This is a genomic window from Pseudomonas sp. VMV1, assembly GCF_056790235.1.
In genome coordinates, this window is record NZ_JBXGSE010000003.1 from 844,617 (window position 1) to 858,706 (window position 14,090).

Here is a 14,090-nt window from a genome sequence, read left to right on the forward strand (position 1 = left end):
CTATGGTACTGCGCCGCCGACGCGGCGTCGCGAGCGGGACAGGGCGATGAGCCTCTGGCGCCGGCTGATCGACTGGCTGTTACGCGAACAGCGCGCCCGGCGGGACGAACTGGCGCGGGTGGAGGATCCCGAGCTGCTCAAGGCCGAATGGCGCAGCCAGCGCCAGCGCCTGACCCTCTGGCTGGCCTCGGCGGCCCTGGGCGCCGGATTGTTCGGCATGATCATCGGCCAACTGGTGTACCAGCGCACCCATCCCGATCCCTGGTCGGCCGAGGCCCGCCGCCCGGTCATCCTGGGGGTGGACAGTCGCCAGGAGGCCGGCCGCTTCGAATTGCTGATCACCGCCGATCGCTCGCTGTTCTATGAACGCTATCGCCCCGAGGGCGCCCTCAGCCTGCGCTTACCCCGGGCCCGCTGGGACGGTGGCGAACGCCAGGGACGGGTGGTGCGTCCGGGTGGCAGCTTTTCCTGGACGGTGCGCCAGGAGGGGCAGGACCTTAAGGTGTTGCTGGTAGGTGTCGGCGGCGCGCTGCAGGCCAGCGACCGGATCGTGGAAGAAGGCGAGGACTGGGTGCTTCACGTCGAGGTCCCGCTGACGCCCTGAAATGCCCCGTTATCAGGCAAAAGACTGGCTGTTTGCACCAGAGCGGAACGGGGTGGAGCGCCGGGGTGCCTTGACGCTTCGGCTGCCTTTGCCAGTCCCCTTGTCTTGGCTATAGAGCAGGAGGCGCTCTAACCTGGGGTTTGCAGCTTTTTGCAGGCGAAAAAAAGAGGCCATCACCGTGAGTGATGGCCTCAGGAAGAAAAGAGGGGATTCCCCAGCCTGCCTGTACCGAGGTCCCCAAAAGGGTAGTTACCTGAGGTATTGCAGGAGGTGTGCCAAGTTTTGGCTTGAGTAATTTTGGAGGATTCGTAGGTTGGGTTGAGGCGGCTCCATCGTCGAAGCCCAACAATGTGAAGCCAGTGCTAGGTGCTAGGTGCTAGGTGCTAGGTGCTAGGTGCTAGGTGCTAGGTGCTAGGTGCTAAGGCTTATTGGTGCCTTGGCTGTTTACCGAGTGTTGTGGGTGCCTCTTGTTTCGCCCACCCGGGCGACTCACTTTTTTCAGTCGCGGCTGCGCGTCCCGGACTGCGCGTCCCGGACAAAAGTAAGCAAAAACGCTTGCCCCGATCATCCGGTCCTCCGCTGCGCTCCGGGTAATTCGCTGCGCTCACCCTTCGGGCCAGCCTGCGGCTGTTACTCCACTTCGCTACGTTTCGCTCACGCCGGCGCCGTTCTGGGGTCGGTCCAGATGGGCCGTCCATGGCCCACTTGACCTCTCGCCGCATCCCTGCGGCTCGACCCACTCCACGACACTGGCGTTCACCCTTCTGAACGGGGCGAATCGCCAGCCTGAAAGTGTTGGTTGAAGAAGTACGAAGAGCTGTGACCCGTAGCGTGGACAACGGCAAAGCCTTGTCCACAGGGATCGGCGTTACGCGCCAGTGGAAAACGCTGCGCGGTTTTCCACGCTACAGATACTGGAAATACCTAACTCTCAGGCTGGCGCCCGTCCCCGTCAGTGAGGTCGAGCATAGGTGTCGTGGAGGGGGATGCGAGGCAGGACGCCGAGCAAGGCGCGAGGGGCAGGAGGCCCCTTCGTGCCGTGCCCCTGGAGCGACGCCGGAGCGAGGGAAACGTAGCGAAGCGGAGTAACAGCCGCAGGCTGGCCCGAAGGGTGAGCGAAGCGAATCACCCGGAGCGCAGCGGAGGGCCGAAACGTGGGGTGTGCTTTCTTTTGCTTACTTTTCTTTGCACCGGGCGGCGATCCGCAAGCAAAGAAAAGTGAGTCGCCGGCCAGGCGAAACAAGAGCCATCAGCAAAACACGATAATCAGTGAGGGCAACCTAACCCTACCCTAAGCCAAAACAAAGCGTTGGGCTTCGCTATCGCTCAGCCCAACCTACGGCACGGTAGAGAGCCTCAGTCTTCCCCCTCCTCATCCGGCCCATCCACCTTCATGCCCAGCTCCTTGATCTTGCGGGTCAGGGTGTTGCGGCCCCAGCCGAGCAGCACGGCGGCGTCGCGGCGGCGGCCGGCGGTGTGCTTGAGGGCGGTCTCGATCATGATGCGTTCGAAGGCCGGCACGGCGTTGTCCAGCAGGCTGGATTGGCCGCGGGTGAGGGCCTGATCGGCCCACTGGCGCAGCGCCTGTTCCCAGTTGGCGGCGGGGGCGGCGTCCTGGGGCTGGTTGAGCAGCTCCGGTGGCAGGTCGTCGATCAGCACCTCGCGGCTGGAGGCCATCACCGTGATCCAGCGGCAGGTGTTCTCCAGCTGGCGCACGTTGCCCTGCCAGGGCAGCCCTTTCATGTATTCCTCGGTCTCGCTGCGCAGGGTCTTGGGTTCCACGGCCAGCTCCTGGGCGGCGCGGGCGAGGAAGTGGCGGGCGAGGGCGGGGATGTCCTCGCGGCGGTCGGCCAGGCGCGGGATGTGGATGCGGATGACATTGAGGCGGTGGAAGAGGTCTTCGCGGAACTTGCCCTCGCGCACCAGGCTTTCGAGATTCTGGTGGGTGGCGGCGATGATGCGGACGTCGACCTTGACCGGGGTATGGCCACCGACACGGTAGAACTCGCCATCGGCCAGCACGCGCAGCAGGCGGGTCTGGGTGTCGGCCGGCATGTCGCCGATCTCGTCGAGGAACAGGGTGCCGCCGTCGGCCTGTTCGAAACGGCCCCGGCGCTGGGCCGCGGCACCGGTGAAGGCCCCCTTCTCGTGGCCGAACAGCTCGGACTCCATCAGGTCCTTGGGAATGGCGGCCATGTTCAGGGCGATGAAGGGCGCGGTGGCACGCGGGCTGTGGCGGTGCAGAGCGTGGGCGACCAGCTCCTTGCCGGTACCGGATTCGCCATTGATCAGCACCGTGATGTTGGAGTGCGAGAGGCGGCCGATGGCGCGGAACACCTCCTGCATCGCCGGCGCCTCGCCGATGATCTCGGGGGTGCGGGTCAGGTGCTCCGGCTCGGCGAAGCCCTGTTGCTCCTGGGCATGCTGCCCGGCGCGCTTGACCAGGGCCACGGCCTCGTCGACGTCGAAGGGCTTGGGCAGGTATTCGAAGGCGCCGCCCTGGTAGGAAGCCACGGCGCTGTCCAGGTCGGAGTGGGCGGTCATGATGATGACCGGCAGCCGCGGGTGCATCTCGCGGATGCGCGACAGCAGGTCCAGGCCACTGGTCCCCGGCATGCGGATGTCCGAGATCACCACGTCCGGTTGCTGGCGACCGAGGCGGGTCATGACGCTATCGGCGCTGTCGAAGGCGACGGTGGTCATGCCTTCCTGTTGCAGGGCTTTTTCCAGGACCCAGCGGATGGAACGGTCGTCGTCGACGATCCAGACGGTCTCCTGACGGCTCATGCGTACTCCTCGTTATTCCAGCGGCAGGAAGATGCTGAAGGCGGTGTGGCCAGGATGGCTTTCACACTCGATCAGCCCCTGGTGCTGGGTGATGATGTTCTGGGTGATGGCGAGCCCGAGGCCGGTGCCGTCGGGGCGACCGCTGACCATGGGATAGAAGATGGTTTCCTGCAGGTCCTGGGGAATGCCCGGACCGTTGTCGATGATCTCCACCTTGCACACCAGGCGATGGCGGTGGTGGGCGATGGTGAACTGGCGCAGGGTACGGGTTCTCAGGGTCACCCGGCCCAGGCGCAGTTCGTTCTGCTGGGAGATGGCCTGCATGGCGTTGCGCACGATGTTGAGTACTGCCTGGATCATCTGCTCCCGATCGATCATCAGGTCGGGGATGCTCGGATCGTAGTCGCGTACCAGATTGATCAGCCCCTGGCTTTCCGCTTCCACCAGGCTGCAGACCCGTTCGAGCACCTCGTGGACGTTGGTGGTGGAAAGCTTCGGCAGCTTGTTGGAGCCGAGCATGCGGTCGACCAGATTCCGCAGCCGGTCCGCTTCCTCGATGATGACGTTGGTGTAGTCCTTGAGTGACTCTTCGGGCAGCTCGCGGGCCAGTAACTGGGCTGCGCCGCGGATGCCACCCAGGGGATTCTTGATCTCGTGGGCCAGGCCGCGCACTAGGAGCTTGGTGGTCTCCTGCTTGGAGAGCTGTGCCTCCTCCTTGGTGATGCGCAGCAGCCGATCGCGCGGATGGACTTCCAGCAGCAGCAGGGTGTTGTGGCGGTCCAAGATGGGGGTCACCGCATAGTCCACCGTGAGGCTGTTGCCCGAGGTGGAGACCAGCAGCGCCTCGCGCTTGGTGAAGGGGTGGGCATGATCGACCGCCTGCCGCAGCGCCTGCAGGGCCTCGGGCGACTCGGTGAACAACTCGCTGATGAACTGGCCGTGGCTGCGCTGGCCGCTGATGGCCAACAGCATCTCGGCCGCCGGATTCATGTACTCCAGACGCAGCTCCGCATCGAGCAGGATGACCGCGGTCGTGAGGTTGTCGAGCAGGAGCCGGTGGATGACGTCGGTAGGCATGAGGGGCCACAGCGCTATAGGGACGATAGGAAAATGCAAGAAGCAAACCAAGACGCCCCGAGTTAGGGCAGATGCCTGCAACGTGCACTAACAGCCGCCGCGCGGGCCGGTAGTCCCTGCAGGATTTGTATCAAGATGGTGCATGGACAAAAAGCGCACCAAAGAGGTGCGCTAGAGGAAAGGTAGCCAGGATTTCTTGGCTTCGGGCGGTTTCATGTCCAGCGGACATTCCGGACGTTTGCCCCAATCCTTGTCGGTGCAGGGATGGGCGCGGCGCTTCTGCTCCAGGGAGGGACGCCGCAGGTGAAAGGGCTGGGCCGGCGTACGCTCCAGCACATTGCCGTCGGCGGCGAGGATCTCCGCCACCAGGCTATGGGTGCCACGATCCAGGTTGTCCAGGGGAAACACCGGACTGCGCCCGACGCCGGCTTCCCTGTCATCCACCAACAGCCGGTAGCTGTGACCCGGCTGCAGCTCCGGCTCGCTGACCAGGCTGACGATGAGCTGCCCTTGCTGATCGATCACCGTGGCGTCGGGCTCGGGTACCAGGATGCGCAGCATCTGGTAGCGGAAGGGCGCGGCCTTGGGCGTCCTGGCCAGCGGCGCGGTGGGAGTCGGACTCAGCTTGCGGGTCGGCTGGCCCTGCTGGTTGAGGTTGTTGGGCGTGCTCAGTGGCACCGGCGTCGCCTTCACGCCCTTGGGCGGCTGATCGGTGTAGACCCGATTGCCTTCCTTGTCGACGTAGCTATAGACCGCCGCCTGGGCAGGCAGCAGCAGGCAGAGCAGCAACAAGGTCAGGAGCGAACGCATCAGCGGGCCGGGCTGTTGACGCTGATGCGCTGCACGGTAATGGTCTTCTCGGCACTGGTCTGGATCACCTCGCCATTGCCCGACAGCACCTGGGCGGCGAAGCGGTGCTCACCACGCTCCAGGTTGGCCACGCCGAAGCGGGTGCTCTGACCCGGGCTGCCATAGGGTGCGCCATCCACCAGCAGTTGCAGCGACTGCCCCGGGCCCAGGGCCGGCTCCACGGCCACGCCCACCGAGAAGGTACCGTTGTTGGCGCGGATGGCCTCATCGTCGGGCACATTGACCTCCAGGCGGTTGAAGGCCGGGCCTGCAGGTGTCGACGGCGTGGGGGCATTGGGGATGGGCGGCGCCGGCCGCGGATTGTCCACGGTATTGGTGGGCGCCACCTGCACGGGCTTGGCATTGGCCGAGGGCTGGTCGCTGAACACCGTGTTGCCTTCGGCATCCACCGACTTGTAGATCGCGGCCTGGGCGGAGCAGGCGAGGCAGAGCAGACAGCAGGCAAGCAGGCGAGGCATGGCAGGATCTCGGCCGGGCGATGGATACCAAGGGTAGCAGGCGCGCCGCGTGCGCCGGTAGGCAACTTGGCGTGCGTGGCGCTGCGTCGGTCGCGACGGCTTTTCGTGGCGCAAAGAAAAGGCCTCCCGAGGGAGGCCTTTCGCTTACCGCAGCGGGATCAGACGCTGTAGTACAGATCGTATTCCAGCGGGTGCACGAAGGTACGCACCTTGATCTCTTCCTCGGACTTCAGCTCGATGTAGGCATCGATGAACTCGTCGGTGAAGACGCCGCCCTTGGTCAGGAACGCACGACCGGCGTCCAGGGCTTCCAGGGCTTCCTTCAGGCTGCCGCAGACCTGCGGGATCTTCTTGCCTTCTTCCGGCGGCAGATCGTACAGGTTCTTGTCGGCGGCATCGCCGGGGTGGATCTTGTTCTGGATACCATCCAGGCCGGCCATCAGCAGGGCGGCGAAGCACAGGTAGGGGTTGGCAGCCGGATCCGGGAAGCGGGCTTCGATGCGGCGGGCTTTCGGGCTCGACACATAGGGGATACGGATGGAGGCGGAACGGTTACGGGCCGAGTAGGCCAGCATGACCGGTGCTTCGAAGCCGGGCACCAGACGCTTGTAGCTGTTGGTGGACGGGTTGGTGAAGCCGTTCAGCGCCTTGCCGTGCTTGATGATGCCGCCGATGAAGTACAGGGCGGTGTCGGACAGGCCGGCATAGCCTTCGCCAGCGAAGGTGTTCTTGCCATCCTTGGAGATGGACATGTGCACGTGCATGCCGGAGCCGTTGTCGCCGTACAGGGGCTTGGGCATGAAGGTGGCGGTCTTGCCGTAGGCATCGGCCACGTTGTGCACGACGTACTTCAGGGTCTGGGTCTCGTCGGCCTTCTTGACCAGGGTGTTGAACTGCACACCGATCTCGTTCTGGCCAGCGGTCGCCACTTCGTGGTGGTGAACTTCCACGACCAGGCCCATCTCTTCCAGGGCGTTGCACATGGCGGTACGGATTTCGTGGTCATGGTCGACCGGCGGCAGGGGGAAGTAGCCGCCCTTGACGCCCGGGCGGTGGCCCTTGTTGCCGGACTCGAAGTCGGCGTCGGTGTTCCAGGAGGCCTGCTCGGAGAAGATCTTGAACATGGAGCCGGAGATGTCCGACTTGAACTTCACTTCGTCGAAGATGAAGAACTCGGGCTCCGGGCCGACGAACACGGTGTCGCCGATGCCGGTGGACTTCAGGTACTCCTCGGCAGCACGGGCGATACCACGGGGGTCGCGCTCGTAGGGCTGCATGGTGGAGGGTTCGATGATGTCGCAGACCAGGATCAGGGTCGGCTCTTCGGTGAAGGGATCCAGAACGGCGGTGCTGTCGTCGGGCAGCAGGATCATGTCGGAGGCTTCGATGCCTTTCCAGCCGGCGATGGAGGAGCCGTCGAACATCTTGCCGTGGGCGAAGAAGTCTTCGTCCAGCGCGTCACGCGCCGGCATGGTGACGTGTTGCTGCTTGCCTTTGGTGTCGGTGAAGCGCAGGTCTACCCACTTCACGTCGTTTTCTTTGATCAGTTGAACAGCCTTCGACATGGTTTCCTCCAGAGGAATTTCAGCCGGGAGCGGTTGGCGGTACTCCCGGTATCAGCTGTGCCCTTGAGGGGCGCTCCCGTATTGCCTGGTCCATGACCGGCGTTCCACGAAAAGCGCCCTATGCTGGCCCAGGGGCGGCTGCCTCACAAGAGAGCAAGTTGTATGCCAGTGCCCCCAAATGGGCTGGAGGGCCTTCCTGGCGCCTCCCATGCCGTTTTCAGGCCAGTCGAGGCCGTATCATTGCACCAAAATAGTGCATCTAAATCCGTCCCTGCACTCAAATGGCGCCAGAGGTGATTTTGTCGGTTGAATTCGAGTGCTCGATGGTTTTCAGGTATGATATTCGCCCTTTTCTTTCGCGTTACCCGCCCCCCGTTTCCCGCTCATGAAGCTCATCATCAAGGTCTTTCCGGAAATCACCATCAAGAGTCGCCCGGTGCGCAAGAATTTCATTCGCCAGCTGGTGAAGAACATTCGTGTCGTGCTGCGCGATCTGGATCCGGATGTCCGCGTGGAGGGGGTCTGGGACAACATCTCGCTCGAGACCGCGATCAGCGAGCCACGGGTGCTGGCGGACATGAAGCAGCGCCTGGCCTGCACCCCTGGCATCGGCCAGTTCCTCGAGGTGCACGAGTATCCGCTGGGTGACTTCGAGACCATCCTTTCGCTGTGCGAGCGCCACTTCGGTGAGCGGGTACGCGGCAAGGTGTTCTCGGTACGCTGCAAGCGCGCCGGTCGACACGACTTTTCCTCGATGGACGTGGAGCGTTATGTCGGCGGCGGCCTGCGCGAGCGCTGCGGCGGCGCCGGCATCGCCCTGAAGAATCCCGAGGTGAACGTCCGCCTGGAGATTCGCGACCAGCAGCTGTTCATCATCGACGAGCATCACGAAGGCCTGGGCGGTTATCCGCTGGGCGCCCTGGAGCAGGTGCTGGTGCTGATGTCCGGCGGCTTCGACTCCACCGTGGCCGCCTACCAGATGATGAGACGCGGGATGGTCAGCCATTTCTGCTTCTTCAATCTCGGCGGGCGGGCCCACGAGCTGGGCGTGATGGAAGTGGCCCACTATCTCTGGGAGAAATACGGGCGCTCCCAGCGGGTGCTGTTCATCAGCGTGCCCTTCGAGGAAGTGGTGGGGCAGATCCTCACCCAGTGCGACGACAGCCACATGGGCGTGATCCTCAAGCGCATGATGCTGCGTGCGGCCAGTCGCATCGCCGAGCAGCTGCAGATCGAGGCGCTGGTGACCGGCGAAGCCGTCTCCCAGGTCTCCAGCCAGACCCTGACCAACCTGGCGGTGATCGACAAGGCCACCGATACCCTGGTGTTGCGTCCGCTGCTGGCCAGCCACAAGCAGGACATCATCGATACCGCCCAGCGCATCGGCACCGCCGACTTCGCCAAGCACATGCCCGAGTACTGCGGCATCATCTCGGTGAATCCCACCACCAAGGCCAAGGCCCTGCGGGTGGAGCACGAGGAAGGCAAGTTCGACATGGCGGTGCTCGACGCCGCGCTGGAGCGCGCCCGCTTCATCACCGTCGACAAGGTGATCGAGGAGCTGGGCAAGGACGTGCAGGTGGAAGAGGTGGACCAGCCGCTGCCCGGGCAGATCGTGGTGGACATTCGCCATCCCGACGCCCAGGAAGACCTGCCGCTGGAGCTGCCCGGCATCGAGGTGCAGACCATGCCGTTCTTCGCGCTGAACAGCCGTTTCAAGGAACTGGACGAGAATCGCCAGTACCTTCTCTATTGCGACCGCGGGGTGATGAGCCGGCTGCATGCCCATCACCTGCTCACCGAAGGGCACGCCAATGTGCGCGTTTATCGTCCGGCCTAAGCAGCCGGGCCTGTTGGGTGGCAGTATCCGCCACCGCCCTCCCGACCTCTCCTAGCCGCCGGCCACATACCGGTCGGCCGCGTTTCGCGCCTTTGCAATCTCCGGCTGTCAGCCTGCTGGCTGAAGCTCCTTCATTTCTATACCGAGAACACCACTGTGATCGAGAATCTACGCAACATCGCCATCATCGCGCACGTCGACCATGGCAAGACCACCCTCGTCGACAAGCTACTGCGCCTGTCCGGCACCCTGGACCGCAAAGAAGCGGAAAACGAGCGGGTGATGGACAGCAACGACCAGGAAAAGGAACGTGGCATCACCATCCTGGCCAAGAACACCGCGCTCAAGTGGAAGGACTACAACATCAACATCGTCGACACCCCCGGCCACGCCGACTTTGGTGGCGAGGTGGAGCGCGTGATGTCCATGGTCGACTCCGTGCTGCTGGTGGTCGACGCCCAGGACGGCCCCATGCCGCAGACCCGCTTCGTGACCCAGAAGGCCTTCAAGGCCGGCCTGCGTCCGATCGTGGTGGTCAACAAGATCGACCGTCCCGGCGCGCGTCCGGACTGGGTCATCGACCAGATCTTCGACCTGTTCGACAACCTCGGCGCCACCGATGAGCAGCTGGACTTCCCGATCGTCTACGCCAGTGCCCTGAACGGCATCGCCGGCATGGACCACGAGAAGATGGACGACAACATGGATGCCCTGTTCCAGGCCATCGTCGACCACGTTCCGGCCCCCCAGGTCGATCTGGACGGTCCCTTCCAGATGCAGATCTCCCAGCTGGACTACAACAGCTTCCTGGGCGTGATCGGCATCGGCCGTATCGCCCGTGGCCGCATCAAGGCCAACACCCCGGTCGTGGCCATCAGCGACGACGGCAGCAAGCGCAACGGTCGTATCCTCAAGATCATGGGCCACTCCGGCCTGCAGCGCGTGGAAGTGGCCGAAGCCGAAGCCGGCGACATCGTCTGCGTCTCGGGCATGGACGAGCTGTTCATCTCCGACACCCTGTGCGATCCGCAGAACGTCGAAGCCCGCCCGCCGCTGACCGTCGACCAGCCCACCGTGAGCATGACCTTCCAGGTCAACGACTCGCCCTTCGCCGGTCGTGAAGGCAAGTTCGTCACCAGCCGCAACATCAAGGACCGTCTGGACAAGGAGCTGCTGCACAACGTGGCCCTGCGCGTCGAGCCGGGCGAGTCGGCCGAGAAGTTCAAGGTCTCCGGCCGTGGCGAGCTGCACCTGTCGGTACTGATCGAGAACATGCGCCGCGAAGGCTTCGAGATGGCCGTGGGCCGTCCGGAAGTGGTGATCATCGAGAAGGACGGCGTGAAGCAGGAGCCCTACGAGAACGTCACCATCGACATCGAAGAGCAGCACCAGGGCTCGGTGATGGAGCAGATGGGTCTGCGCAAGGGCGATCTGACCAACATGATCCCCGACGGCAAGGGCCGTATCCGCCTGGAGTACACCATCCCGGCGCGTGGCCTGATCGGCTTCCGTAACAACTTCCTGACCCTGACCTCGGGCAGCGGCATCCTGACCTCGACCTTCAGCCACTACGGCCCGATCAAGGCCGGTGAAGTGAGCAACCGTCAGAACGGCGTGCTGGTCTCCATGGCCACCGGTACCGCGCTGACCTACTCGCTGGAAACCCTGCAGAGCCGCGGCAAGCTGTTCCTGGCTCCGGGCGACGAGATCTATGAAGGCCAGCTGTGCGGCATCAACAGCCGTGACAACGACCTGGTGCTCAACCCCACCAAGGGCAAGAAGCTGGACAACATGCGCGCCTCGGGCAAGGACGAAGTCATCGCCCTGGTGCCGCCGATCAAGTTCACCCTGGAACAGGCGCTGGAATTCATCGCCGACGACGAGCTGGTGGAAGTGACGCCCAAGTCCATCCGCCTGCGCAAGAAGTACCTGAACGAGAACGACCGCAAGCGCTTCGAGCGCTCCAAGGTCTGATCCCGCTCGGGTAGTACAGGAAAGCGCCTTCGGGCGCTTTTTTGTTGGCTGTTTTTCAGCAGGCGCCACGCGCGCAACCGGCGGCTCTGCTAGCTTTGGTCTCATGGCCGCGCCACTCCGGACGGCCCCCTTGCAGGATGCTGCCATGTTGAAAACCACCCTTGTCGCCACCCTGACGCTGGCGAGTCTCTTTGCGCTCGCCAATGCCCAAGCCGCCGGGTGCGGGACGCCCCGTAACGCCTTCGACACCGTCTACTGCGCGAGCACCCTGTTCGCCCAGAGCGACAAGTCGCTGAACCAGACCTATGGCGAACTGCGCAAGCAACTGCCGGCCGATCAGCAGGCGCTGCTCAAGCAGGGGCAACTCGCCTGGATCAAGCAGCGCGACAGCCAGTGCGCCCGCGAGGAGGCCGATGGCTACTTCGTCAACCTGGACTGCGCCGTCAGCCTGACCGAAAGCCGTGTGGAGACGCTCAAGGAGCGTCTGCGCGAGTGCGCCAGCACCGGCTGCGAAGCGGGCAAGCTGGGGCAGTGAGGTAGCTGGCGGGATAGGGATCTCGCCGTTCCTTCACCCCAACCCTCTCCCCGAGGGAGAGGGGGCTATACGAGCGGGCGCTCAGCGCCGTCGCCACGGAGAAAACCGTAGCGTGGAAAACGGTGCAGCGTTTTCCACTAGGGGCTCGCTGGCAAGGGACCCTCACCCCAACCCTCTCCCTGGGGGAGAGGGGCTATCCGAGCGGGCGCTCAGCGTCATCACCCCCATGAGTGCTGCCACTGGTTGATCAGCAGACTCGACAGTCATGGCGGGCCGCCCTAGTCGAACTATCGACACCCGTCTGGCATGCCGTCCAGACGGCATGAACGTCTTGCAAGTTTTTGTTCACACCCAGATACAACGTCACAAAAACCGTCTAGCGTGGGGCTACACGCCCTGACGCGTGCTCCGATAACAACAATCAAGGATGCAGGCATGACATCTTTCCTCAGGCAACGCCTGCCGCTGGCCATCGCCCTGGCGACGACGCTCGCGGCAACCGTGCAGGCGGCTCCCAATCCCTACAGTGGCTTCACCGTGTTTGGCGACAGCCTGCTGGACGCCGGGCAATTTCCCGATACCGGGGTCAATGGCGCCAGCCTCAGGTTCACCAATCGTGTCGGCCCCGGCTACAGCCCGGCGAGCGGCGCGGTGACCGGCCCGGTGTCCTCGATCCTGCTTGGCCAGCAGTTGGGCTTCGATGCCCGCACTCTGGACGCCTCGACCTCGGTGATCAATCGGCTGCTGGGGCTCAGCGACGGCGACAACTGGGCGGTGGGTGGCTACACCACGGCGCAGATCCGCGATTCGATCACCGCCGCCAACGGCTCGACGGTGGCGGTTGGCGGCCTGACCTTGCGCAGACGCGATGGCTATCTGCCCGGTCTTGCCAGCCAGGGGTTGAGCCTGGATCCCAACACCCTGTTCTATATCAGCGGTGGCGGTAACGACTTCCTCCAAGGGCTGGTCACCTCGCCGGCGACCGCCGCGGCTGCGGCCAATCGTCTGGGTGACGGCGTCGCTGCGTTGCAGCAGGCCGGGGCCCGCCATCTGGTGGTCTGGCTGCTGCCCGACATCGGCCAGACCCCGGCCCTGGCCGGTTCGCCGCAGCAGGCGGCCACTTCGGCCCTGAGCCGGGTCTACAACCAGGCCCTGGTGACGCGGCTGGCGGGCATCGACGCGGAGATCATCGGTCTCAACGTGCCACAACTGCTCGCCGAGGTGGTGGCGGAACCCGGACGCTATGGGCTGGCCACCGGGCAGAATCTCACCGGCACCTGCTTCAGTGGCGACAACTGCACCCGCAATACCACCTACGGGCTAGGCGCCGCCGCGGCCGATCCCAGCCAGCTGCTGTTCAACGATCGCGTGCACCCGACCATCACGGGGCAGCGGCTGATCGCCGACTACGCCTATTCGCTGCTGGCGGCGCCTTGGGAGGTCACCCTGCTGCCGGAGATGGCCCAGTCCACCCTGAGGGCGCACCAGGACGGCCTGCACCAGCGCTGGCTGGGCGACTGGCACGCCTGGCAGCCGGTGGGGCGCTGGCAGGGCTATGTGGATACCAGCGCGCGGCGGCTGGACGTCGACGACCAGCGCAGCACCGCCGGTGGCGATGGCAACGGCTACAGCCTGGACCTGGGCGGCAGCTATCGACTCAGTGAGGAATGGCGCCTCGGTGTCGCCGCCGGGGTCGCGCGGCAGCACCTGGAGCCCGGTGCGGCCGATTCCGACTATCGCCTGAACAGCTATCTGCTCAGCGCCTTCGCCCAGTATCAGGGCGAGCGCGTCTGGGGCGATCTCACCGCCACCGGTGGCCGCCTGGACTATGACGACCTGAGCCGGCGCTTCGCCCTCGGCCCGACCACGCGCAGCGAGCAGGGCGATACCGATGGTGATCTGCGTGCCCTCTCGGCGCGCCTGGGCTATGACCTGGCCGCGGCTGGCAGTCCCTGGCACCTGAGTCCCTACGTGAGCGCCGACTATGCCCGCGTCCAGGTGGATGGCTATCGCGAGCGCGGCAACGATGCCACGGCGCTGGAGTTCGACGACCAGTCGAGCACCTCGCGGCGCCTCGGGCTGGGCCTGCAGGGCCGCTGGCAACTCGCACCGGCCACGGCGCTGTTCGCCGATGTGGGCCGCGAACGGGAATTCGCCGACGGCACTCGCGATGTGACCATGCGCCTGAACAGCGTGCCGGGTCTGGACTACACCCTGGATGGCTACCAGCCGGACAGCGACCGTACGCGCCTGAGTCTGGGCGTGGTCCAGCGCCTGACCCCGGAGCTGACCCTGCGCGGCGGCTACAGCTATGCCGGCGCGGGTGATACCCACCAGCAGGGCGTAGGGCTGGGCCTGTCGCTGGATTTCTAAGCACGGG

Annotated in this window: 10 protein-coding genes; 5 read left to right on the forward strand and 5 right to left on the reverse strand. The window is 64.6% G+C overall.

The genetic code is table 11. The features are described from left to right. Positions 1-46: 46 nt before the first annotated feature. Positions 47-604, forward strand: a complete 558-nt coding sequence (locus ACUCV0_RS13975) for a hypothetical protein (RefSeq protein ID WP_482212940.1) — start codon at positions 47-49, stop codon at positions 602-604. A 1,356-nt stretch (positions 605-1,960) separates the two neighbouring features. Here ACUCV0_RS13975 and ntrC read toward each other — a convergent pair. From ntrC to glnA, 5 genes are all read right to left on the reverse strand, one after another. Next, positions 1,961-3,391 carry a nitrogen regulation protein NR(I) gene (ntrC, locus tag ACUCV0_RS13980; protein ID WP_482212941.1) on the reverse strand — a complete coding sequence of 477 codons (1,431 nt, stop codon included), beginning with the start codon at positions 3,389-3,391 and terminating at the stop codon, positions 1,961-1,963. A 12-nt stretch (positions 3,392-3,403) separates the two neighbouring features. After that, on the reverse strand, positions 3,404-4,468 hold the full coding sequence (gene glnL, locus ACUCV0_RS13985; protein WP_059316524.1) for a nitrogen regulation protein NR(II): 1,065 nt from the start codon (positions 4,466-4,468) through the stop codon (positions 3,404-3,406). A 171-nt stretch (positions 4,469-4,639) separates the two neighbouring features. Beyond that, on the reverse strand, positions 4,640-5,278 hold the full coding sequence (locus ACUCV0_RS13990) for a DUF4124 domain-containing protein (protein ID WP_323148135.1): 639 nt from the start codon (positions 5,276-5,278) through the stop codon (positions 4,640-4,642). Next, positions 5,278-5,796, reverse strand: coding sequence for a DUF4124 domain-containing protein (locus ACUCV0_RS13995; RefSeq protein WP_482212942.1), 519 nt, complete (start codon positions 5,794-5,796; stop codon positions 5,278-5,280). Before ACUCV0_RS13995 ends, ACUCV0_RS13990 begins: the two co-directional genes overlap by 1 nt. Before the next feature lie 158 nt (positions 5,797-5,954). Beyond that, positions 5,955-7,361, reverse strand: a complete 1,407-nt coding sequence (glnA, locus tag ACUCV0_RS14000) for a glutamate--ammonia ligase (RefSeq protein ID WP_059316521.1) — start codon at positions 7,359-7,361, stop codon at positions 5,955-5,957. A gap of 385 nt (positions 7,362-7,746) precedes the next feature. Between glnA and thiI the strand changes: the two genes are divergently transcribed. The 4 genes from thiI (at position 7,747) to ACUCV0_RS14020 (ending at position 14,083) form a co-directional block, all read left to right on the forward strand. Next, positions 7,747-9,201 carry a tRNA uracil 4-sulfurtransferase ThiI gene (thiI, locus tag ACUCV0_RS14005; protein WP_059316520.1) on the forward strand — a complete coding sequence of 485 codons (1,455 nt, stop codon included), beginning with the start codon at positions 7,747-7,749 and terminating at the stop codon, positions 9,199-9,201. Between the two features lie 156 nt (positions 9,202-9,357). Then, positions 9,358-11,175 carry a translational GTPase TypA gene (gene typA / locus ACUCV0_RS14010; RefSeq protein WP_059316519.1) on the forward strand — a complete coding sequence of 606 codons (1,818 nt, stop codon included), beginning with the start codon at positions 9,358-9,360 and terminating at the stop codon, positions 11,173-11,175. Between the two features lie 145 nt (positions 11,176-11,320). Continuing rightward, entirely contained in the window at positions 11,321-11,710 is a 390-nt protein-coding gene (locus tag ACUCV0_RS14015; protein ID WP_271653295.1) for a lysozyme inhibitor LprI family protein, read from the forward strand. Between the two features lie 435 nt (positions 11,711-12,145). Beyond that, complete coding sequence (locus ACUCV0_RS14020) at positions 12,146-14,083, forward strand: autotransporter domain-containing protein (protein ID WP_482212943.1); 1,938 nt, start codon at positions 12,146-12,148, stop codon at positions 14,081-14,083. Positions 14,084-14,090 lie beyond the last annotated feature (7 nt).